General features: G+C 70.4%; 29 protein-coding genes. 15 read left to right on the forward strand and 14 right to left on the reverse strand.

What is annotated here, in order from left to right:
- The first annotated feature begins 33 nt into the window (after positions 1-33).
- Complete coding sequence (locus AB0M01_RS14145) at positions 34-360, forward strand: hypothetical protein (protein ID WP_363669177.1); 327 nt, start codon at positions 34-36, stop codon at positions 358-360.
- On the opposite strand, the gene AB0M01_RS14150 is transcribed toward AB0M01_RS14145, so the two are convergent.
- Both AB0M01_RS14150 and AB0M01_RS14155 read right to left on the reverse strand, forming a co-directional pair.
- The gene (locus AB0M01_RS14150) at positions 361-1,188 is read right to left on the reverse strand and encodes a sigma-70 family RNA polymerase sigma factor (protein ID WP_363669179.1); all 828 of its coding nucleotides are present in this window, start codon (positions 1,186-1,188) and stop codon (positions 361-363) included. It abuts the gene before it with no gap.
- Positions 1,112-1,423, reverse strand: a complete 312-nt coding sequence (locus tag AB0M01_RS14155; RefSeq protein ID WP_363669181.1) for an SDR family NAD(P)-dependent oxidoreductase — start codon at positions 1,421-1,423, stop codon at positions 1,112-1,114. Before AB0M01_RS14155 ends, AB0M01_RS14150 begins: the two co-directional genes overlap by 77 nt.
- Positions 1,424-1,560: 137 nt before the next feature.
- On the opposite strand from AB0M01_RS14155, the gene AB0M01_RS14160 reads away from it, so the two are divergent.
- Positions 1,561-2,454: an SDR family oxidoreductase gene (locus AB0M01_RS14160; protein WP_363669183.1), complete on the forward strand. Its 894-nt coding sequence runs from the start codon at positions 1,561-1,563 to the stop codon at positions 2,452-2,454.
- Positions 2,455-2,513: 59 nt separating this feature from the next.
- Positions 2,514-3,449: a helix-turn-helix transcriptional regulator gene (locus AB0M01_RS14165; protein ID WP_363669185.1), complete on the forward strand. Its 936-nt coding sequence runs from the start codon at positions 2,514-2,516 to the stop codon at positions 3,447-3,449.
- Here AB0M01_RS14165 and AB0M01_RS14170 read toward each other — a convergent pair.
- On the reverse strand, positions 3,446-4,135 hold the full coding sequence (locus tag AB0M01_RS14170) for a GAF and ANTAR domain-containing protein (RefSeq protein ID WP_363669186.1): 690 nt from the start codon (positions 4,133-4,135) through the stop codon (positions 3,446-3,448). The genes AB0M01_RS14165 and AB0M01_RS14170 overlap by 4 nt on opposite strands.
- Positions 4,136-4,355: 220 nt before the next feature.
- Here AB0M01_RS14170 and AB0M01_RS14175 point away from each other — a divergent pair, with 220 nt between their 5' ends.
- The 6 genes from AB0M01_RS14175 to AB0M01_RS14200 all read left to right on the forward strand — a co-directional run bounded on the left by AB0M01_RS14175 (position 4,356) and on the right by AB0M01_RS14200 (position 8,382).
- Complete coding sequence (locus tag AB0M01_RS14175) at positions 4,356-5,405, forward strand: NAD-dependent epimerase/dehydratase family protein (RefSeq protein WP_363669188.1); 1,050 nt, start codon at positions 4,356-4,358, stop codon at positions 5,403-5,405.
- The gene (locus AB0M01_RS14180; RefSeq protein ID WP_363669190.1) at positions 5,402-6,052 is read left to right on the forward strand and encodes a hypothetical protein; all 651 of its coding nucleotides are present in this window, start codon (positions 5,402-5,404) and stop codon (positions 6,050-6,052) included. The genes AB0M01_RS14175 and AB0M01_RS14180 overlap by 4 nt, the downstream gene beginning before the upstream one ends.
- A gap of 1 nt (position 6,053) precedes the next feature.
- Complete coding sequence (locus AB0M01_RS14185) at positions 6,054-6,539, forward strand: CinA family protein (protein WP_363669192.1); 486 nt, start codon at positions 6,054-6,056, stop codon at positions 6,537-6,539.
- 107 nt (positions 6,540-6,646) lie between these two features.
- Positions 6,647-7,603, forward strand: a complete 957-nt coding sequence (locus tag AB0M01_RS14190) for a TIGR03557 family F420-dependent LLM class oxidoreductase (RefSeq protein ID WP_363669194.1) — start codon at positions 6,647-6,649, stop codon at positions 7,601-7,603.
- A 29-nt stretch (positions 7,604-7,632) separates the two neighbouring features.
- The gene (locus tag AB0M01_RS14195) at positions 7,633-7,980 is read left to right on the forward strand and encodes a hypothetical protein (protein ID WP_363669196.1); all 348 of its coding nucleotides are present in this window, start codon (positions 7,633-7,635) and stop codon (positions 7,978-7,980) included.
- Positions 7,981-8,052: 72 nt separating this feature from the next.
- The gene (locus AB0M01_RS14200) at positions 8,053-8,382 is read left to right on the forward strand and encodes a DUF3140 domain-containing protein (RefSeq protein ID WP_363669198.1); all 330 of its coding nucleotides are present in this window, start codon (positions 8,053-8,055) and stop codon (positions 8,380-8,382) included.
- Positions 8,383-8,416: 34 nt separating this feature from the next.
- Here the strand turns inward: AB0M01_RS14200 and AB0M01_RS14205 are convergent, their stop codons facing one another.
- From AB0M01_RS14205 to AB0M01_RS14235, 7 genes are all read right to left on the reverse strand, one after another.
- Complete coding sequence (locus tag AB0M01_RS14205) at positions 8,417-9,100, reverse strand: DUF6766 family protein (protein ID WP_363669200.1); 684 nt, start codon at positions 9,098-9,100, stop codon at positions 8,417-8,419.
- 87 nt (positions 9,101-9,187) lie between these two features.
- A complete protein-coding gene (locus tag AB0M01_RS14210) occupies positions 9,188-9,580 on the reverse strand; it encodes a hypothetical protein (protein ID WP_363669202.1) in 393 nt (130 codons plus the stop codon).
- A gap of 122 nt (positions 9,581-9,702) precedes the next feature.
- Positions 9,703-10,143 carry a GNAT family N-acetyltransferase gene (locus AB0M01_RS14215; protein ID WP_363669204.1) on the reverse strand — a complete coding sequence of 147 codons (441 nt, stop codon included), beginning with the start codon at positions 10,141-10,143 and terminating at the stop codon, positions 9,703-9,705.
- Positions 10,144-10,215: 72 nt separating this feature from the next.
- A complete protein-coding gene (locus AB0M01_RS14220) occupies positions 10,216-10,791 on the reverse strand; it encodes a hypothetical protein (protein ID WP_363669206.1) in 576 nt (191 codons plus the stop codon).
- Between the two features lies 1 nt (position 10,792).
- Positions 10,793-11,800, reverse strand: coding sequence for a DUF6286 domain-containing protein (locus AB0M01_RS14225; protein ID WP_363669208.1), 1,008 nt, complete (start codon positions 11,798-11,800; stop codon positions 10,793-10,795).
- Positions 11,793-11,975, reverse strand: a complete 183-nt coding sequence (locus AB0M01_RS14230) for a hypothetical protein (protein ID WP_363669210.1) — start codon at positions 11,973-11,975, stop codon at positions 11,793-11,795. Before AB0M01_RS14230 ends, AB0M01_RS14225 begins: the two co-directional genes overlap by 8 nt.
- 152 nt (positions 11,976-12,127) lie before the next feature.
- Positions 12,128-12,595 (reverse strand): Asp23/Gls24 family envelope stress response protein, encoded by a 468-nt coding sequence (locus AB0M01_RS14235; RefSeq protein WP_363669212.1) that lies wholly within the window; start codon positions 12,593-12,595, stop codon positions 12,128-12,130.
- 211 nt (positions 12,596-12,806) lie between these two features.
- Between AB0M01_RS14235 and AB0M01_RS14240 the strand changes: the two genes are divergently transcribed.
- The 5 genes from AB0M01_RS14240 (at position 12,807) to AB0M01_RS14260 (ending at position 15,794) form a co-directional block, all read left to right on the forward strand.
- Entirely contained in the window at positions 12,807-13,406 is a 600-nt protein-coding gene (locus AB0M01_RS14240) for a sigma-70 family RNA polymerase sigma factor (protein ID WP_363669214.1), read from the forward strand.
- A complete protein-coding gene (locus AB0M01_RS14245) occupies positions 13,403-13,966 on the forward strand; it encodes a hypothetical protein (protein ID WP_363669216.1) in 564 nt (187 codons plus the stop codon). Before AB0M01_RS14240 ends, AB0M01_RS14245 begins: the two co-directional genes overlap by 4 nt.
- Complete coding sequence (locus tag AB0M01_RS14250; protein WP_363669218.1) at positions 13,963-14,343, forward strand: hypothetical protein; 381 nt, start codon at positions 13,963-13,965, stop codon at positions 14,341-14,343. The genes AB0M01_RS14245 and AB0M01_RS14250 overlap by 4 nt, the downstream gene beginning before the upstream one ends.
- Before the next feature lie 99 nt (positions 14,344-14,442).
- Positions 14,443-15,336 carry a DUF929 family protein gene (locus tag AB0M01_RS14255; RefSeq protein WP_363669220.1) on the forward strand — a complete coding sequence of 298 codons (894 nt, stop codon included), beginning with the start codon at positions 14,443-14,445 and terminating at the stop codon, positions 15,334-15,336.
- Entirely contained in the window at positions 15,336-15,794 is a 459-nt protein-coding gene (locus AB0M01_RS14260) for a vitamin K epoxide reductase family protein (RefSeq protein ID WP_363669222.1), read from the forward strand. The genes AB0M01_RS14255 and AB0M01_RS14260 overlap by 1 nt, the downstream gene beginning before the upstream one ends.
- Here the strand turns inward: AB0M01_RS14260 and nadB are convergent.
- From nadB to nadC, 3 genes are read right to left on the reverse strand one after another with little or no spacing between them, the layout of a single operon-like run.
- Positions 15,782-17,284: an L-aspartate oxidase gene (gene nadB, locus AB0M01_RS14265; RefSeq protein ID WP_363669224.1), complete on the reverse strand. Its 1,503-nt coding sequence runs from the start codon at positions 17,282-17,284 to the stop codon at positions 15,782-15,784. The two genes, AB0M01_RS14260 and nadB, sit on opposite strands and share 13 nt — an antisense overlap.
- Complete coding sequence (nadA, locus tag AB0M01_RS14270; protein WP_363669226.1) at positions 17,281-18,237, reverse strand: quinolinate synthase NadA; 957 nt, start codon at positions 18,235-18,237, stop codon at positions 17,281-17,283. The genes nadB and nadA overlap by 4 nt, the downstream gene beginning before the upstream one ends.
- Before the next feature lie 31 nt (positions 18,238-18,268).
- Complete coding sequence (gene nadC / locus AB0M01_RS14275; RefSeq protein ID WP_363669228.1) at positions 18,269-19,141, reverse strand: carboxylating nicotinate-nucleotide diphosphorylase; 873 nt, start codon at positions 19,139-19,141, stop codon at positions 18,269-18,271.
- Between the two features lie 69 nt (positions 19,142-19,210).
- Here nadC and AB0M01_RS14280 point away from each other — a divergent pair, with 69 nt between their 5' ends.
- A complete protein-coding gene (locus AB0M01_RS14280) occupies positions 19,211-19,915 on the forward strand; it encodes an NUDIX domain-containing protein (protein ID WP_363669230.1) in 705 nt (234 codons plus the stop codon).
- Here the strand turns inward: AB0M01_RS14280 and AB0M01_RS14285 are convergent.
- Positions 19,878-20,342 (reverse strand): NUDIX domain-containing protein, encoded by a 465-nt coding sequence (locus tag AB0M01_RS14285; RefSeq protein WP_363669232.1) that lies wholly within the window; start codon positions 20,340-20,342, stop codon positions 19,878-19,880. The two genes, AB0M01_RS14280 and AB0M01_RS14285, sit on opposite strands and share 38 nt — an antisense overlap.
- Between the last annotated feature and the right edge of the window lie 48 nt (positions 20,343-20,390).

Consider the following 20,390-nt stretch of genomic DNA (forward strand, 5'->3'; position numbering starts at 1 on the left):
ACTGAGCGCTGGTTCGGACTGTCGACCGCGTTGATGCTGGCCGACGACGACAACCGCGCCTCGATCGAACGCTTCGTCACCGAGGTGATGCGGGTTCGACGAGTTGGGTACCGGAGCGTCCAAGCGCTCGAGCGGAGGAGCAGGTCGATGGCGGAATCGAAGTCGGCACCGGACAGCGGTGAAGAGTGGAGCGACGACGAGGTGCGGCGGCTCATGGAGCTTGCTGAAATGAACACGCCGACGGAAGCGATCGGTGCCGAGCTAGGTCGCACCGAGGACGCAGTTCGGTCCAAGGCGCAGGCCGTGGGCGTCTTCGTGCCGCCGTCGAACAGGCCGCCGTACGACGACGCTTTCGAGTGATCAAATCATTGCCGCACTCGGGTCGAGGCGGGTGCGTAGGCGCTGGAAGATCTTGTGGAGCAGGCGGGAGACCTGCATCTGACTGATGCCGAGTTCGGTGCCGATGTCGGCCTGTTTCAGGTTTTCGATGAAGCGGAGTTCCAGCAGCCGGCGGTCGCGCGGCGACAGGTCGTCGAGGACCGGTGCGAGCATGTCGACGGCCTCGAAGCGGTCCAGGGACGGGTCCTGGTGGTCGGCAACACAGTCACCGAGGACCAGGCCGTTGTCGTTGATCGGTCGGTCGAGGGACGCGACGTTGAAGCAGCCGTAGGCGGCCTCGGCGCGTCGTACGAGGGCAGGGCTGGTGTTCAGGCGGACGGCCACCTCTTCGAGTGACGGTTCGCGACCGAGTTCCTGAGCGAGCAGCGGTAGAGCCGCGGCCATCCTGGTTTGGAGATCCTGCAGGGTCCGCGGGATGCGGACGGTCCAGATGCAGTCGCGGAAGTAGCGTTTGACCTCGCCGCGGATGGTGGGGACGGCGTAGCCGATGAACGGCACGCCCTCGTCGGGGCGGTAGTTGGTAGCCGCCTTCATCAGGCCGAGGAACGCGACCTGCTCGAGATCTTCGCTCTCGGCGCCGCGGCCGCGGAAGCGTTTGGCGATCCCACGGGCCATCTCCAGGTTGAGGCGTACAGCCTCGTCGAGAAGGTCCTGACGCTCGGCGTCGTCGGTCGAGGAAGCTCTGGCAGCCAGCAGTTCGCGAGTGGCGGCGTCACGACGATTGCGATCTTCCGGGGAGTTGCACCGAGTGGGTACAGCGGCAGTGTCGAATGCGGTGGGAGCAGTCACCGACGAGAGTCTGCAGACGTCGTACGCCGTCAGAGGTGGCGAGGTCCAGCTGGGCCGCCTCCACCTGTACGGGGTGGTCGCCCGCGGTCCGCAGGGTCGGAGCGACGAACTCGATGGCGTCGTCCTCGGCGACGACGACCAGGTCGTAGCCGTCACGGGCGAACAACCGAGCCAGCTCCAGCCCGATCCCACTCGATGCTCCGGTCACCAGCGCGAGCGGTCGGTCCTCGGTCATGATTCGTTCCTTCCGGTGGTCGCTCGGACCAGGTCCCGGTACCCGGGGCGCCCGTCGCGGAACATCCGGCGGACTACGAGTCGCCGGCCTGGGTACCGCCCAGGCGTCAACGCCGTTCGTTCGAAGGAGCCCTGACGATGTCCGACCAGCACCAGCCCGGCGACCCGACCACGCAGCACCCCGGGGCCGACGCTCAGGGGCCGGAGCAGATCCCGCATCCGGGCCGGACGGGGGAGATGGATCAGCGACCTGACCACGGTGAGGAGAGCTACCGCGGTTCCGGGAAGCTGACCGGCAAGCGAGCCGTGATCACCGGTGGTGACTCCGGGATCGGCCGGGCGGTGGCGCTCGCGTTCGCCCGCGAAGGCGCCGACGTGCTGATCTCGTACCTGGAGTCGGAGGAGTCCGACGCGCAGGAGACGCGGAAGCTGATCGAGGCCGAGGATCGTACGGCGGTGCTGGTCGCGGGTGACATCTGCGAGGAGGCGCACTGCTCGGAGATCGTCGGCCGTGCGGTGAAGGAGCTCGGCGGGCTGGACATCCTGGTCAACAACGCGGCTTACCAGATGGCGCAGGAGGGGATCGAGGAGATCAGCACCGAGCAGTTCGACCGGGTGCTGAAGACCAACCTGTACGCGATGTTCTGGCTGTGCAAGGCCGCCGTACCGCACCTGAAGCCGGGCAGCAGCATCATCAACACCTCGTCGATCCAGGCCTACCAGCCGTCGCCGAACCTGCTCGACTACGCCACCACCAAGGCGGGCATCGTGAACTTCACCAAGGGCCTGGCCCAGGAGCTGGTGCCGAAGGGCGTCCGGGTCAACACCGTTGCCCCGGGCCCGATCTGGACCCCGTTGATCCCGGCAACGATGCCGGCCGAGAAGGTGGACGAGTTCGGCGCCGACACCCCCCTCGGACGGGCCGGTCAGCCGGCCGAGCTGGCGCCGGCGTACGTGTTCCTCGCTTCGCAGGAGTCGAGCTACATCACCGGCGAGCGGATCGGCGTCACCGGAGGGCAACCGCTGCCCTAGACGCCGAGCCGATGGACCGACGACAACAGGTCGCCGGTGGTCCGGCGTACTCTGGGTCGATGGTGGTTGCCGAGTTCCACAGTGACCAGGTCGACGCGACCGAGGACTTCCTGGTCAAGGCGTACACGAAGATGCAGATCGGGAGCAGCTCGAAACGGTTCCACGCGCGGGTGGCGCGGGGGATGGTCGGCGGGATCAGCCTGGACCGGCTCGAGATCGGGTTCGACATGCGCTACGACGCGAACCCGCTCGGCAAGGTCTGTCTGTGCACCGTGCAGACCGGCCGGATCACCGACCAGACCACCGACGGGTGGGTCGACGACTTCGGGCCCGGCGACGTGGTCTCGTTCGCGCCGTTCGACCGGCCCTACAGCGGCACGATCCGCAACTCGCACTACACGATCACGATATTCGACCCGGCGCTGCTGTCCAAGGTCGCCGGTACGACGGACCGCCGCGCCGAGCCGGTCCGGATCCTCGGGCACCGGACGGTCGACGACGCGGCGGCGGTCCGGCTGCGCAGCACGATCGACTTCCTCCGTGAGCAGGTGGCGGCGACGCCCGATCAGCCGCTGGTCGGCTCGACGGCGTCGATGTTGCTGGCAGCAACGGTTCTGTCCGCCTTCGAGACCACGGCCGGCGACCCGCGGTCCGGCGACCGCCGCGACAGTCACCCGGGGACGGTCCGCCGGGCGGTCGCGTTCATCGAGTCGCACCCGGACGGCGACATCGGCCCGGCGGACATCGCGGCTGCCGCCCACGTGTCGGTGAGGGCGATCCAGCTGGCCTTTCGCAAGCATCTCGGGACCACACCGATGGGGTACCTGCGCAAGGTGCGGTTGGCCCAGGCTCACCAGGAGCTGCTCGCGGGCGGACCGGGCGTGTCGGTTTCGGGCGTCGCGGCGCGCTGGGGTTTCTTCCACCCGGGCCGGTTCGCGGCGGAGTACCAGACGGCGTACGGCGTGAGTCCGAGCGCGACCCTGCGAGGCGTCTAGGAGCTGCCGCGGGTCTGTGGGAGGCGCCGGGTGCGCATCAGCTCCTCGGCGACGTCGTGGAGCTTGCGGTTGCTGTTCTGGGAGTAGCGGTTGAGGACGGCGAAGGCCTGAGCGGCGTCGACGCCGTACCGCTCCATCAGGATCCCGACCGCCTGCCCGATCCGTTCGCGGGTCTCGGCGGCCGTGGTGAGGGTGTCGGCGATCCGGGCGACGTCGAGGGCGACCGACAGGTGGACGGCGAGCGGTTGGAGTACGCCGAGCAGCTCGGCGTCGAGGATTGCGGGACGGGGGTCGGCCACGCTCAGGACGCCGAGGTTCGATCCGCCGCGGCCGGCGAGCCGGATACTGACCCAGCTTCGCCAGCCCAACTGCTGCGCTGGGGGCGCCCACGTGGTCCAGCGCTCAGACCCGGCGAGATCCTGGCAGCTGACCGGTTGCGTACCGGACAACGCGTCGTAGGCGGGTCCTTCGTGGTACTCGACCTGGAGCTCGTCGGCGAAGGTCATCCGGGGATCCGAGGCGGCCAACGGTGTCAGCCGGCGACGCCGGACGAACATCAGACTGACGCCGTCCCACCCCACGAGCCGCGACACTGCCTGGACCGCGGCGGTGGCCACCTGGTTCTCGCCGCTCAGTTCGTGCAGCAGGCCGACCAACTGAGTAGTCGGAGAGGTGGTCGGCAACACGGGTTCACCTGTCGTCGGAGTTGTGGCGCTCGTCCATCCTCGGCGGGCTGTCGGGTGGCCACAATCCACTCCGCGCACGGTCCGCGAACCCAGCTTCGTTTGGCGGACAGCTGCTGAACTTGGCTGGCGTTTCCTCCAGGTGCGTGCCGCGGGATCGAAGGGGTACCGGCGAACGGACCAGGAGCTGTGCACCGGCGCCGCGGTCGAAGGAGGAGAGCGAATGCGCATCGTCGTGACGGGCGCGAGCGGGAACGTCGGCAGTGCCTTGCTCCGGCGTTTGCGGCTCGACGGTGAGCACGAAGTCGTCGGGGTGGCTCGCCGTGTCCCGGCGGGGGTTGTTGACGGAGTGCGATGGGTCTCGGTCGATCTGGCCGAGCCCGGCAGCCGGGGGAGGCTGTGCCAGGCCTTCGCTGGGGCGGATGCGGTGGTGCATCTGGCGTGGGCGTTCCAGCCGTCGCACCAGGTGGGGTACCTGGAGTCCGTCGGCGTCGGTGGGTCGCAGCGGGTGCTTCAGGCGTCTGCGGTCGCGGATGTCGCGCACGTCGTCCACGTGTCTTCGGTCGGCGCTTACTCGCCGAAGCGCGACGACCGTGCGGTGGACGAGTCGTGGCCGGTCGACGGAGTGCCGACGTCGTCGTACAGCCGGCACAAGGCGGCAGTGGAGCGATTGCTCGACGGGTACGACGGCCCGCCGGTGGCACGGCTGCGTCCGGGCATCGCCGGTCAGGCGTCGGCCGGGAGCGCGCTGCTGCGGTACGGGCTGCCGGTTGTGGTGCCGGCCAAGATGGTCGGCGCGCTGCCCGCGCTGCCGATGCCGGCGGGGCTGACCATCGCGATGGTCCATGCGGATGACCTGGCCGACGCGATCGTGCGGGTGCTGGAGCGGCGAGCCGAGGGCGCGTTCAACCTGGCCGCGCCGACGCCGGTGACGGCACCGATGATCGCGGAGGTCCTGGGCGCGCGCTGGGTCGACACACCCGCGGGGCTGGCTCGCGGCGCGTTGGCGCTGAGCTGGCACGCACGGCTGCAACCGCTCGCACCGGGCTGGTTCGACCTGGCCTGCGGCGTGCCTGCGCTGGACAGCTCCCGGGCCGTGGACGAGTTGGGTTGGTCTCCGAAGACGGACGCCGTCAGCGTGCTGCGCGAACTGGTCGAGGGGATGAGTCGAGCCGGGGCCGGCGACACCGCCGTACTGCGTGAGCGTTCGGTCCGGAGCGAGCTCGCCGACCTGTTCCGCCACGGCCCGGTCAGCCACCGGGTGCGCCCGTGAAGCATGCGGCGGTCTCGTCCCTCTTCTCCGCGATGGCCCAGGTGCGTCGAGCCCCCGCGGTGCATCCTCAGCGACTTGGATTCGCAGGCCGGCTCGAGATCACGACCGACAATCCACTCCTACCGCTCGGCGTCTTCCCGGCCGATGTCCAGCTCTCGAAGGGCGCTGGTACGCCGGGCAGCTCACCCGACGTTCTCGGCGTCGCCCTCAGAGTCCGCCTGGCCGGCGCGCCGTGGGACTTCCTGTTCTCCAGCGCCGGGCACGGGCGCCTGACCCGCTGGCTGCCGATCCCGGCATCTGACTGGGCGGCAGCCCGCTACGGCACGCTCGCGCCGTACGACGTCGGGGGAGAGCGCCGTTGGCTGATGCTGACCCCGGACGGTCCCCGGACCGGGCACGCCTCGATCGATGCCCTGCGCAAGCACTCGCCGTCGGCCTTCACTCTCTCCGCCGCGAGCGCAGCCCCGCGGTGGTGGCCGATCGGGCAGCTCGAGGTGTTCTCGCCGTCGACCGAACTGCTCACGTTCGATCCGATCGTCAATCACTCGGAAAACGCCCACCCGGCGCCCGCGTGGCTTCGGCGGCTGCGCGAGCTCGCCTATCAGGGCAGCCGGCGAGGGCGGCGGACTACCGATGCAGAATGGTGAGATGTCCGATCCTGCTCAACTGACCGAAGAGGCGCACGCGATCGCAGAGGCTGTGGCGCGTCGGCTCGATGGCAGCGGGCGCACGGTGGCTGTTGCGGAGTCGCTGACCAGCGGGAGCATCGCCTGTCAGTTGGGGGCGGCCACGAACGCGGGCGCCTGGTTCGCCGGTGGGGTCATTGCCTATGCCACTGCCGTGAAGGTCGAGGTGCTGGGGGTCGACCCCGGTCCTGTGGTCACCGCGCGATGCGCTCGGCAGATGGCTCGTGGCGTGGCGGCCCTGACGCACGCCGATTTCGCGGTGTCCGTGACCGGTGTCGGAGGTCCTGATCCCGACGAAGGCCGACCGCCCGGAACGGTCTTCGTGGCGGTCGCCGGCGCTGACGGCGAAAAGGTTGCCGAGCATCACTTCGACGGCGAACCGGCCGATGTCGTCCAAGCAGCCACCACTGAGGCGCTGAGGATGCTGCTCGCCGCGGTGACCGCCTGACCTTCAGGCGTCGCGACGAGTGCCTGGTTTCAACGAGTCGTTGCTGGCTACCGGGCAGCTGTGACAACGGAGCCGGATCGTGTCGTGCCTGATCGGAGGAGTGTGTCGTGAAGCTCGGGTTCAAGTTGATCGCGGAGGCCTACGGCCCGGTCGAGATCGTCGAGCAGGCGGTGCGGGCCGAAGCGGCGGGGTTCGACTTCGTCGAGGTCAGCGATCACTTTCATCCGTGGGTCAGTGAGCACGAGCACTCGGGATTCGCGTTCTCGATGCTGGCGGCGATCGCTGCGCGGACGTCGGGGATCGGGTTGGCGACCGGGGTGACGTGTCCGTTCATTCGCTACCACCCGGCGATCGTGGCGCAGGCCGCGGCGACCGTCGCATTGTTGTCCGGCGGTCGCTTCACGCTCGGTCTGGGTGCGGGCGAGCGGCTCAACGAGCACGTCGTCGGTGCTGGCTGGCCGGCGGTGACCACGCGGCACGAGATGTTGCGGGAGGCGATCGAGATCATCCGGTTGCTGTGGAGCGGCGGGTACCACTCGTACGACGGCAAGCACCTCCGACTCGAGGACGCCCGTGTGTTCGACCTCCCTGACGAGCTGCCGGAGATCGCGGTCGCCGCCGGTGGGCCCGAATCGGCGCAGCTGGCCGGTGAGCTGGGTGACGCTCTGTTCGTCACCGAGCCGCGGGCTGACCTGGTCACGGCGTACGAGAAAGCCGGTGGGAGCGGGAGCCGCTATGCGGAGGTGCCGCTGTCGTGGGCCAGGTCGGAAGACGAGGCGGCGGAGTCCGCGCGGAGACTGTTCCGCTTCGGGCTGACGGGCTGGAAGGTGCAGGCCGAGTTGCCGAACCCGGTCAACTTCGACGCTGCCACCGAGCTGATCACCGCTGACCACCTGCGCGATCAGTTCGGGTGCGGACCGGACGTCGACCGGCATCTGGAGATCGCCAAGCCGTTCGTCGAGGCCGGCTACGACCATCTCGCGTTGATCAACGCCGGTCCGGATCCGGACGGGTTCTTCGACTTCTTCACCAAGGAGCTCGGGCCTGCGCTGCGGGCTCTGTGAGGCAGCCGGACAGAGGGAAGGAGCAGGCAATGACCGTCAAGCTCAATCAGAAAGCCTTCGACCACGCCAAAGGTCTGATCGACGCGGGCCGGACCGCGAAGGACGAACGCGACGACTGGAGCGAGCACGCGCCGACCGCGGACCAGGAGAACACCTACCTGGACAAGCACGGCTGGCAGGACTACAGCCAGTGGTACCTCGGCCTCGAGACCGACATGGACGAGGAGACCAAAGGTCGCTACAAGTTCCCGTACGGCGACTTCCGCCGGCTGCATCGGTGCGGCGTGATCAGCGCGGAGTCGCGGGCCGCCCAGAACGACTACGACGACGTCGCCAAGGCGCTGAAGACTCTGCTCGAGCTGCTCGACAGCGACTGACGGACCTAGCTGGCGAGCTCAGGAAAGGACAGCTCGGATGACCACCAGCAGATCGACGACGGAGAGTGCATCGTGAGCGGCGACGACCAGACGTACCGCGAGTTTCGCGACGCGGTGAACATGGCGCCGGGCGAGTTGCGCACGTGGTTGGACACCGACGAGTCGAAGCGAGTCGGGCAGAAGAGCGATGGTGGCGGTGAGTCGGTCGGGCATCGCAGTGGCCGGCGCATCGTCGAACTGCTCGAGACGCACAAGGCTGATCTGAGCGACAGCGACTACCAGCACATGCGCAAAGTCGTCGGCTACGTCCATCGGCATCTTGAGCAACGCCCGAAAGGCGATGTGCAGGAGACCGACTGGCGGTACTCGCTGATGAACTGGGGCCACGACCCCAGTGCTTGATCGGCGAACGTCCTGCGTGGGTACGCCTACCCGATCAGCCGGCGATACCGGTGGAGTCGTGCGAAGTGCCGACGGGCTTGCTTTCGGGGGAGTCGCGTTGGCGCAGGTAGATGCTGAGCACGGCCATCGATCCGACGGCGAGGAACTCGGACTGCCAGTTCTGCAGGCTGCGGCTCCAGAAGTCGGCCGAGCCGACGTACCCGAACCAGGACAGCGGGTCCTGCAGCTGCTTGAGCTGTTCTTCGTTGTACGTCGACCAGCCGGCCACCGACTGGACCAGCCAGCAAGCCAGGAAGACCAACGCCATCACCAGGCCCAGCGACGACGAGTAGAGCTTCGTCCGCCAGCCGCCGGTCTTCGCCCAGCGTGGTGAGTCGAGTTCGGCGTGAACGCCGATCTTCTGCTTCTCGTCGGACTCACGGCCGCGTTCCTCGACCGTCTTCGACTCCGGCGAGCCGCGCTGGACCCACCAGACCGTGAGCACGATGTAGAGCAGGAACTGCAGGTACTCGCTCTGCCAGTTCTCGGTCACGTCGACGGCGAAGTCGGCCGAGGTGACGTAGCGGCCGAGGGAGATCGTGGCCAGTCCGTCGGCGACCTGCTGGTTGTTGTACTCCGCGAGCCCGGCGAAGGCCTGGCCGACCAGTGCGGCCAGGAACAGTGCGCCGAACCCGAGGCTCAGCGAGTTCTCGCGGAGGAACCGCCGTACGCCGGTCATCGGTGCAGCAGCCCGAGCGTGAGCAGGTAGGCCAACCCCAGGATCACGACGCCGAGGTAGAGGGCGAACATCACGCGCATCCGCCGGTCACCCTTCCACCTTGCAGTCGTAGGGCCGCTCGCCGCGTGGTGTGCAGGCGGCCGCGACGACCTTCCAGCCGTTGCCGAACTCGGCGAGGAAGGCGGTGTCGCCGCTGAGCCGGACCTGCGCCTGGTCGCCGTACTGGTGAAGGCCGGTGACGGCGCCGGCCGCGGGGATGTCCTCGTCGAGGATCGCCGTCCGGCAGGGTGCTTCGGCGGAGTCCTCGACCTCCTCGCGCGTCTGTGGTGCCAGCAGTTCGCAGGCAGCCGCGCCGTCCCCGGCGGCGAGCGCTCGGTAGAACTGCTCCGCCGCGTGCGAGGACGGCGAGGAGAGGTTCGTCCCGCAGGCTGTTGCGGTCACCAGCACCAAGCCCGTCAGGATGACCGCCGTCGACTTCACCAGTTCAGAGTCGCAAAGCCGATCCGCGGACGGCAACAGGCTCGCCGGGTGGCCCGCGGCGATGATCGCGTTCATGGACTCGCCGTACTGGTAGCCCGCACTCTCGGCGGTGTGCTTCGCGCTCAGCGCAGCCGGCGCCACATCGTTCGGTGCGGGATGCCGTCCTCGACGTACTCGGGGCCTTCGGCAACGTAGCCGAACTTTGCGTAGAAGCCCTCGACGTAGGTCTGCGCGTCGAGGACGCTGTCGGCGTCGCCGACGATCTCCAGGGCGTTCTTCATGAGTTGGGCCGCGAGGCCCCGGCCGCGGGCGTCGGGCGCGGTCACCACGCGGCCGATTCGGAGCGCGGTGGGCTCGGTGAGCACCCGGAGGTAGGCCTGGATCGTGGGCTCGGCGGGGGAGCTGTGCTCGTCCTCGATCCAGAGGTGGTGGGTGCCGGGCAGCAGGTCGCGGCCGTCGATCTCGGGGTAGGCGCACTGCTGCTCGACGACGAACACGTCGACCCGCAGCTTGAGCAGGGCGTGCAGCTGCGGGGCGGTCAGCTCGGTTCCGATGATGTGCACGGGGCCTTCATAGCAGATTCGTGACGAGGCCGAGTCTGCGCGGCGGCCGGGGGCCTGGCGACGGGACGCCGGTCACCGGACCCGGCTGACCGTCGTGGTCTTCGGGCTGCGGGCGACGTGGAGCTGGACGCGGTGGTGGAGGTCGTCGCGGGCGATGACGCGGTGCAGTTCCTGGGCGGTGCGGCCGGCGGCGGCGCGGACGGTTTCCAGGTCGGCGGTGGGGTCGAGGGTTGCGGTGAGCTCGGCGACGAGCTGGCCTCGGTCGAGGAGGATTCGTCCGGAGGCGTTCTGTACGCCGGGGGCGCGGGCGAGGACCTCGCCGGCCGTCGCGGCGGCGGCGGTCGCGTCGGCGGTGAGGCGTCCGGTGGAGTCGGTGCTGTTCAGGCGGAGGCGGCCGGTGCCTCGGCGGGGGAGGTGGCGCGTCAGCCAGAGCAGGCCGAGGACGACCAGGAGCGCGCCGGCGCCAGCCGTTGCCCAGGGCCACCATTCGGTCCGGGGCAGGTCGGTGAGACCGGTGATCTCGAGGCGCCCGGTGGCGTCGGGGATGAGGTCCTGGCGCCAGGCCAGGGCGGATGCGCCGAGGGCGATCAGGACCGCGGCGAGGAGCAGGGCGGTGAGGCGGTCGAAGGCGATCAGGCCGCGGCGCATGTCAGTTCTCCTCCGCTGTGACCCGGGTGTGGATCCGGAAGCCCGGGGTGATGGTGTCGAGTCGCTGGTCGATCGCGGTGGTCAGTTCGTCGCGGACTCGGGGGTCGTTGTCGAGGGTCGTCGCGGTGACGCGCAGCCTGCGGCCTCGTGCTCTGACCGCGGCGGCGGTGACGGAGTCGACCTGGGTGGCGGTCGCGGCGGCCAGGCGGGCGGCGTCGCGGGCGCGGATCCAGACGCCTTGGTCGCCGACCGCGAGGTGGGTGGCTTTGCGGGGCTTCAGCGCTGCGATCAGGATCAGCAGGCCGAGCAGTACGGCGGCGATGCCCGCGGGGGTCATCCAGCTGACGGGTTTCAGTACCTCGGCCTTCGTCAGCAGCCACTCCAGCCAGGGGGCGCCGCCGATCAGACCGGTGCTGACGAGTGTCTCGCGGATACCGATCGCGCCGGCAGCGATGACGGCCAGTGCGGCCAGTACGCCGACAACCGCGGCAGCAGGCGCCGCGACGGGCTTCTTGGCAGGAACAGACGCCGCGACGTGCCCCGTCGTGGGAACGGAAGCCGCGACCGCGCTCGTCGCGGGCGCAGGTCCGCCGGTGGGCTCGTCTGCCAGGGTGCTGCCGACGGATGCCGTGCTTGGCTCATCCGGCGCACCGCGCACCGGCTCGGGCGCAGCGAGCGCCGAGATGTCCACGTGGACACCGGCGACGGCCAGCCCGGTCAGCTCCGGCACCGCGTGCGTCAGCACGCGCCGGACCTCGGCCGCCACCTCGTCGAGCGGATGCCCCCACTCGATCGCGAGCTCGACGGTCACCCGGACGCGTTGGCCGGCGAGGTCGGCCCGGGCCTTGGGCAGGCCGCGGCCGAACGTCGCCGGGCGGCGTACGACGCCCTCGACCTTGAGCGCGGTGATCTCCGCGATCCGTTCGACCGCGCGGGGGCTGATCTCCAGCGTGCCCCGGCGGCCCGCGTCGGCGAGATCCGGGGGCGCGAGCGTGGCGGTGTCAGCCACGGCCGCGGCGTGACATCAGGTCGTCCAGGCCCTTGCTGCCGTCGGACAGGAAGCGTCCGGCCACGAAGCCGACCGCGCCCAGGACGAGCGCGAGCAGGAATCCGGCGAAGCCGCCGGCCGCCGCGGCGACGGCGATCAGCAGACCGGCGAACAAGCCGATGGTCGAGGTGCTCACGAGTCTCTCCAAGGTAGGGGGCCCGGGCTCGGTGCCCGGTGCCCGGCGTACTGCGGACGGCGGTTGGTCAGGCGGCGCCGGCATCGAGCGCGGCGCCGGCGTGCTGCGCGACGGTCAGGCGCTCCGGCTCACCGGTCGAGCGCCGCTCCGGCTCACTGGACGCGGCGCTCGACCGGCTCGGCCTCGGTGTCGGTGTCGTCCTCGCCGTCCAGGTGGATGTCGCTGACGACGATGTTGACCTCGGTGACCTCCAGGCCGGTCATCCGCTCGACCGCGCCGATCACGTTGCGGCGGATCGCGGTGGCCAGGTCGGCGATGCTCACGCCGTACTCGACGATGATCTGCAGGTCGATCGCGGCCTGCGTCTCGCCGACCTCGACGGTGACGCCCTGGGACAGGTTGGTCTTCGAGCCGGGGATCCGGTCCCGGATCATCCCGACCGTGCGCGCCGTGGTCCCGCCCAGGTCGTGCACGCCGCCGACCTCGCGGGTCGCGATGCCGGCGATCTTGGACACCACCTGGTCGGCGATCGAGGTCTTGCCCAGCGCGCCACTCAGGTTGCCCTCGGCAACGGGCGTGGTGGCGGCGCTGAGCTTGCTGGCGGGGGTGGTCTGGCTCATCGGTCGTTCCTCCGTCGGTCGGGTTGTTGCTCGGTCTTCGGTACGACGACGCCACCGGATCGTTCGTCACGGCCGGGCGGAAGATCGGCCGGTGTGTTCGTGATCACCCGAAAATACCGGCTCGGCACCGTGACATCTGCCAAGGTGTTGTCGTCATTCCCCAGTAAGGCCCGGCGACGGGCGGGTGGACGGGACGCCGAGGAGGGCAGCGGTGACCACTGCAGGACCGGCGACGCCGAGCGAGGCGGAGCCCGCCGGTGGGCTCGTCGAGCTGGACGAGGCCACGCTGGTCGCCAGGGCGCGCGACCGTGACCCGGCCTCGTTCGAGCTGCTGGTCCGCCGCTACCAGCGCCGGATCTACACGCTGTGCCTGCGGATGCTGAACGGCGCCAGCGGCGACGCCGAAGATGTTGCCCAGGAAACCTTTCTGACCGCGTGGCGGCGGTTGCCGGAGCTGCAGCACGACGCCGCGTTCGGCGGCTGGCTGTACCGGACCGCCACGAACAAGTGCCTGACGATCCTGCAGCGCCGCAAGCCTGTCGACGAGCTCGACGACCGCAACGAGCTGGCCGAGCCGAGCGCCACGGGTGATCCGGACCGCTCGGTGCACAACAGCGAGGCGATGAAGGCGCTGACGCTGGCGCTGGCCCAGCTTCCGCCGCCGCAGCGGGCCTGCTGGCTGCTGCGCGAGGTCCACGGCCGCTCGTACAACGAGATCGCCGAGCTGGTCGACGCGACCCCGACAGCGGTCCGAGGACGAATAGCCAGAGCACGAGCGGAGCTAGCGGAGGTGATGAAGCCGTGGAGATGAAGCCCACCCAGGAAGCCGCGCACCCGCTGCCCTGCGGCCGCAGCGTCGAGGAGGTCTGGGACGACATGGAGGCCGGCCGGGTCTCCGAGCACGCCCTGCACTGCCCGCACTGCAGCACCGCGCGAGCCGGCCTGGACGACCTCACCGAGGCCACCCGGGCCCTGATCGACGACCCGGTCAGCCCGCCGGCCGGGTTCCTGGACAAGATCATGACCGCCGTACGGGCCGACCTGAGCCTCGGTGCGGCGATTCCGTTGCCGAGCCGGACCGGGCAGGTGGACATCTCGACGTACGCGCTGGCCGCCGTCCTCCGGTACGCCGTCGACGGCGTCGACGGTGTCCGGGCTTACGAGTGCCGGATCGCACTCTCCGGCGACGACCCGCGCGCTGTGACGGTGTGGATGTCGGTGGCGCTGCGCTTCGGGTCCGGCCAGGTCGCTGCCCTCGACGAGGCGCGCCGCCGGGTCGGCGCCGCGCTGCGGGAGCGGATCGGGCTGGAGCTCGAGGTGCTCGACTTCGAGGTCGTGGACGTCTGGACCGATCCGGGGGAGCGGCGATGACGACTCCGTGGGCGCCCGGCGCCCTGGTCCCGCCGAACCTGCTGGTCGAGATCCGCGCGGCCGAGGCCGCGGCGTCGGCGGCGAGGGCGGTTCCGGGCGTCGTACGGTTGCAGCCCGGTGTCTGGGGGCTGCTGCGTCAGTTCGCGTCACAGGCGTGGACGCAGGCGACCGGCAAGGCTCTGCCCGACATCGCCGGTGTGGACGCCGACTTCAAGGCCGGCCGGTTGCGGATCGAGTTGCGGATCGTCGTCAGCGTCCACCACCAGGCCGCCGAGGTCGGCGAAGCCGTCGCCGCAGCGGTCGCCGCCGCGATCGACACGCCGGCCGAGGTCCTGGTCCACATCGTCGAGATCGACCTCGAGCCGTTACCGCGCTGACCGGGCTCGGCAGAAAGTTCGCTGTCCCGCGGAACTTACATTGGTCTCCGATAGTTATCGCTGGTGGACGAATCCGTCAGGGCGAGAGGTCGGGCGACGATGAGCAGGCGTGTGGAGCAGAAGACCCGGGCGCGGGCGCGGGTCGCCGCGGAGCTGGCGGCGCAGGCTCGGGCCGAGCGGCGGCGGCGCGTGCTGGTGGCGGTCGGTGCGGTGGTGGTCGTGGTCGTGGTGATCGGCGGACTGGTCGCGATCCGGGTCGCCGGCGGCGGCAAGGAGACCGCGACCGGAGCCTCCGGTACGGCGGACAGCGCGATCATGACGGCGCTGACGTCGATCCCGGCGACGACCTTCGACCAGGTCGGGTCCGACGTGCAGGCCAAGCCCTCGCCGATCGACGCACCGGCGCTGACCGCCGGCGGGAAGCCGAAGGTGCTCTACATCGGTGCGGAGTACTGCCCGTACTGCGCGGCCGAGCGCTGGCCGGTCACCGTGGCGCTGTCGCGGTTCGGCAGCTTCAGCAACCTCGGGACGACGCACTCCGCGGGCGAGGACGTGTTCCCGAACACCGCGACGCTGTCGTTCCACGGAGCGTCGTACTCCAGTCAGTACCTGGCGTTCACGGGCGTGGAGACGACCACCAACGAGCGGTCCGGCAACGGCTACGCGCCGCTGGACACGCCGAGCGCCGATGACGACCAGGTCTTCCAGACCTACAACAAGCCGCCGTACGTCAAGGACGGTGGCGCCATCCCATTTGTTGACCTGGGCAACAAGTTCGTCTCGTCCGGGGCGACCTACAGCCCGGAACTGCTGGCCGGGAAGACCCAGCAGCAGATCGCGGACGCGCTGAAGGATCCCGGGAGCCCGATCGCCAAGGCGGTCGACGCCTCGGCGAACGTCTACACCGCCGCGCTCTGCAAGCTGACCGGGAACCAGCCGGGTGCGGTCTGCTCGAGCCCGGCGGTGACCGCGGCCGCGCTCGGGAAGAGCTGATGAAGCCGCTGGGCTGGTTGCCGTGGACAACGCTCGCGGTGTCCGGGGCCGGAGCCGCGGTCGCGGCGTACCTGACCTACGAGCACTTCACCGCCGGTACGACGCTGGCCTGCCCGGAGACCGGCGTGGTCAACTGTGTCAAGGTCACCTCGAGTGCGTACTCCAGCTTTCTCGGTGTCCCGGTCGCCCTGCTCGGCCTCGGGTTCTTCGTCGCGATGGTCGTGCTGTCGCTGCCGCCGGCCTGGCGCACGGCGTCCCCGTGGCCAGGCCGGCTCCGGCTCGCCGCGGTGGCGGTCGGCGTCCTGTTCGTCTGCTACCTGATCTGGGCCGAGCTGTTCCGGATCGACGCCATCTGCTTGTGGTGCACCGTCGTGCACGCCCTGACCCTGGTGCTGTTCGGGCTCGTCGCCATCCGCCAGGCCCTCACCGGATCCACGGTGCCGAGCTACGAAGGCTGAAGCTCGCGGGTCGTCGGCAAGCCCTCCTCGTCGAGGCGTACGACGACGTGCTCGTTCCAGCGGTCGTCGGTGTGTGGATGGTCGGAGCGCCAGTGGCATCCGCGGCTGTCCTGGCGAGTGGTCGCGGCCACGACAACCGACCGGGCGACTGTCGCGAGCGGTCCGGTGCCGGCGGTGGCGAGTTCGTCGGCGGCGGCGTGCAGGCCGGCGGCGTCGCGGCGGAGGCCGGCGTACCGGCTCAGGATCGTGCGGATCCGTTCCGGTTCGCGGTCCTCGCCCAGCATGACCTCGTGCGAGCGCCCGTGGCCGGCCGGCGGGAGCTCGACGGTCAGGGCGGTGGCGACGCGGCGGCCGAAGACCAGTCCCTCCAGCAGGCTGTTCGAGGCGAGCCGGTTGGCGCCGTGCACGCCGGTCGCGGCGACCTCACCGACGGCGTACAGGCCGGGTGCGTCGGTGGCGCCGTTGCGGTCGGTCCGGACACCGCCGCACAGGAAGTGCTCGGCCGGCGCGACCGGGATCGGCTCGGAGACCAGGTCGACGCCGATGCGGGCACAGGAAGCCAGCACGGTCGGGAACCGCCGCCGAAGCAGGTCGGGCGCGACGCGCGTGGCGTCCAGCCAGACGTGCTCGGAGCCGTCCCGGCGCATCGTCGCCTCGATCGCCCGCGCAACCACGTCCCGCGGCGCCAGATCGGCGCGCGGGTGCAGTCCGTCCATGATCCTGCGGCCCTGGGCGTCGCGCAGTACGGCGCCTTCGCCGCGGACGGCCTCGGTGACCAGGGGCAGCTGACCACTCGTCTCGCCGGTGTGCAGCGCCGTCGGGTGGAACTGGACGAACTCCATGTCCACCAGCGACGCACCGGCGCGCAACGCCAGCGCGATGCCGTCACCGCGTACCGGTGACGGATTGGTGCTGGCCAGGTAGGCGTTGCCGATGCCGCCGGTCGCCAGGACGACGGCGCGTGCCTCGATCCGGGCGAGCCGGCCGCCTGTTTCGGCGAGTACGCCGACGACGCGTCCGGAGTCCGACCGGAGCAGGCCGACGGTCCGCCCGGTCATCGACTCGACGCCGGTTCGCCGTACGGCGGCCAGGAGCGCGCGATGCACCTCCGCACCGGTCGCGTCGCCGCCGGCGTGCACGATCCGGGGCCGGCTGTGGCCGCCCTCCAGCGTTCTCGACAGCGACCCGTCGGCGTTGCGGTCGAAGCGTGCTCCGTGCGCGATGAGCTCGGCGACCCGCTGCGGTCCTTCCTCGACCAGCACCCGGACGGTGCGGGGATCGCAGAATCCCGCGCCGGCGATGTCGGTGTCACGCCCGTGGTCGAGCGGATCGTCCTCGCCGTACGCCACCGAGACGCCGCCCTGCGCCCACGGCGTACTGCCGTCGCCCGCGCTGAGCACGAGGACGCTGCGCGTCGCGGCCAGACCGAGCGCCGTCGACAGGCCCGCCACGCCGGAGCCGATCACGACCACGTCGACGGTGCGCGTCATCGAGCACCCGCAGGCTTGCCGATGGCAACCATTCGCTCGACCGAACGCCGGGCCCGCTCGACCACCTCGGGCGGCAGCTGGATCTCGTCGCGGCCTTCGCGCAGGCACCGCACCAGCAGCTCCGGGGTGATCATCTTCATGAAGCGGCACGAGGCCTTGGGGTTCACCGGGACGAAGTTCGTCTGCTGGTTGACCTTGCGCAGCTGGTGCAGCATGCCGATCTCGGTCGCGATCAGGGCCGTCTTCGCGGTCAGGTCGCGCGCCGTGTCCAGCATGCCGGCGGTGGACAGGATGTGGGTCCGCTCGGCCGGCAGGTCACCCACGCCGGCCAGCCAGATCGCGGACGACGCGCAGCCGCACTCGGGGTGGACCAGGACCTCGGCCTCGGGATCGGCCGCCACCTGGGCGCGCAGGTCGGCCGCGCTGATCCCGGCGTGCACGTGGCACTCGCCCATCCACACCTCGATGTTGTCCCGGCCGGTCTGCCGCCGTACGTGCGCACCGAGGAACTGGTCGGGGAGGAACAGGATCGGCTGGTCCGCCGGGATGGAGTTCACCACCTCCACCGCGTTGGACGACGTGCAGCACACGTCGGCCTCGGCCTTCACCGCCGCGGTGGTGTTGACGTAGGCAACGACCGCGGCGCCGGGGTGCTCGGCCTTCCAGGCCCGGAGCTGGTCGGCGCTGATGGTGTCGGCCAGCGAGCACCCGGCCTGGGCGGTGGGGATGAGCACGGTCTTGTCCGGGCTGAGCAGCTTGGCGGTCTCGGCCATGAAGTGCACGCCGCAGAACACGATGGTGGAGGCGTCGGTCTCGGCAGCGATCCGCGACAGCGCGAGGGAGTCGCCGACGTGGTCCGCGACGTCCTGGATCGCCGGCTCCTGGTAGTTGTGGGCGAGAATCACCGCGTCACGCTCCGCGGCGAGGTGGCGGACCTCGTCCTGCCAAGTCATCTGACCGATGGTCACAACGGTTCCTTCTTCCTCAGTTGACGCCGTGGTCGCGGGCGACCAGCAGGCTGATGTCGAGTGCCGTGGGGGAGTGGGTCAGCGCGCCGACCGAGACGGCGTCCACACCGGTGGCGGCGACGGCCGCGACGGTGTCGAGCGTGACGGTGCCGGAGGCCTCGAGCCGCGCGGCGGACCCGGAGGTGTTGCGCCGCTCGACGATGCGGGCCATCTCCTCGGCCGGCATGTTGTCGAGCAGGATCCACTCGACCTGGCAGTCGAGCGCCTCCTGGGCTTCCGCCGCGGTGGTGACCTCGACCTCGATCGCCGGCGTCCGGCCTTCGGCGGCCATGCCGTCGCGAACCCGGCGTACGGCGGGGCGGACGCCGCCGGCCGCGGCGAGATGGTTCTCCTTGAGCAGGACCATCGCGGCCAGGTCGAGCCGGTGGTTCGTACCGCCGCCGCAGGCGACGGCGTACTTGTCCATGGCCCGGAGACCGGGTGCGGTCTTGCGGGTGTCGAGGAGCCGGACCGGGTGCGCCCCGATCGCGGCGACGAAGGCTGCCGTGAGGGTCGCGATGCCGGACATCCGCTGGACGAAGTTCAGCGCCACTCGTTCACCGGTGATGATCGAGCGGGCCGGGCCGCTGATCGACGCGAGCCGTTGTCCGGGCAGCACCGGATCGCCGTCGGTCACGGCCGGCCGCACGGTGACGGTGGGGTCGATCACGGCGAACACGCCCTGCAGGAGCGGCAGACCGGCCACCCGGCCCGCCTGCTTGGCGACCACCGTCGCCTCGACCTCGAGCTCGGCCGGGACGCTCCAGCGCGTCGTGACGTCGTCCACCGCCTGGTCCTCGGCCAAGGCGGCCGTCACCGCGGCCCGGACCGTCTCCGTCGTTGGCTGCACAGCGTGCTCCGATCGTCGAGGTGTTTTCGCCTCAGAGGCGATAACTAGCTGCACGCTACCATCGGCGACGTGCCCGCAGCCAAGAAAGGTGATCCGGTCAACATCGCCAGCTACCCGCACGAGGTGCTGTCGGTGGTCCTGTCGGTCCGGGACGGCCGGTTGTGCGTCCTGCTGTGGAAGCGCGCCCTGAACCCGTACGCCGGCCGCTGGGCGCTGCCCGGCGGCGGGGTCGAGCCCACCCAGCGGCTGCGGGACGCGATCACCGCGCACCTGGCGACCAAGGTCGACATCCGCGACGTCGCCCACCTCGAACAGCTGGCCACCCACAGCGCGATCGACCGCGATCCACGGGCCCGCGTCCTGGCGACGGCCTACCTCGGCCTGGTCCCGTCCGACGTGCAGCCGGTGCTTCCGTCCGACACGGTCTGGCACCCGGTCGACGACCTGCCGCAGACCGCGTTCGACCACCACTACTTCATCGAGGCCGCGGTCGGCCGGCTGCGCGCCAAGCTGTCCTACACCAACATCGGCTTCGCGCTGGCACCCGTGGAGTTCACGATCGCCGAACTGCGCGACCTGTTCGGCGCCGCCCTGGGCTACGAGCTCGGCGCCACCAACCTGACCCGCGTCCTCACCCGGCGCCACGTCATCGACCCGACCGAACGTCGAGCCTCGCCGGGGCAGAGCGGCGGCCGGCCGGCGACCGTCTACCGGTTCGTCGCGCGCGAGCTGACCGTCACCGATCCGTTCGCGGTACTCCGTCCGCCGCGCTGACGGGGCCCGTGGTCCCGGTTGCGCGGCGGACGGCGGTCAGGATGCCGGGGACGCTTTCCGGGTGGGCCATCCGCAGGGTGGCCAGGGCACTGGGGTGGAACCAGCCGAGTTCGTCGTGTTCCTCGGGAGCGGCGTTGGACGGGTCGCCGGTCCACTGGGTGACGAGGAAGGCGTGCATCTCGAGGTCGGGGTTGTCGACCGTCATCGGGAAGGGCACGGGGTGGTGGATCTGGACGCCGATCTCCTCGAGGCACTCGCGGGCGACGGCCTCGCCGGGGGACTCGCCCGGGTCCACGTGGCCGCCGACGAAGCTCCAGCGGTCGGCGTACGCGTGACGTTGGGGGTGGCGGTGGGCAAGCAGGATGAGGCCGTCGCGCACGAGGACGGCGGTCGCGATCTGGATCCGGGGAACCTCATTGGCAGCCACGGACGAACGGTAGCGATTGGCACCGACAGGATGGAGCGCTGGACCGCG

Source organism: Kribbella sp. NPDC051770, assembly GCF_040681455.1.
Lineage (GTDB): Bacteria > Actinomycetota > Actinomycetes > Propionibacteriales > Kribbellaceae > Kribbella.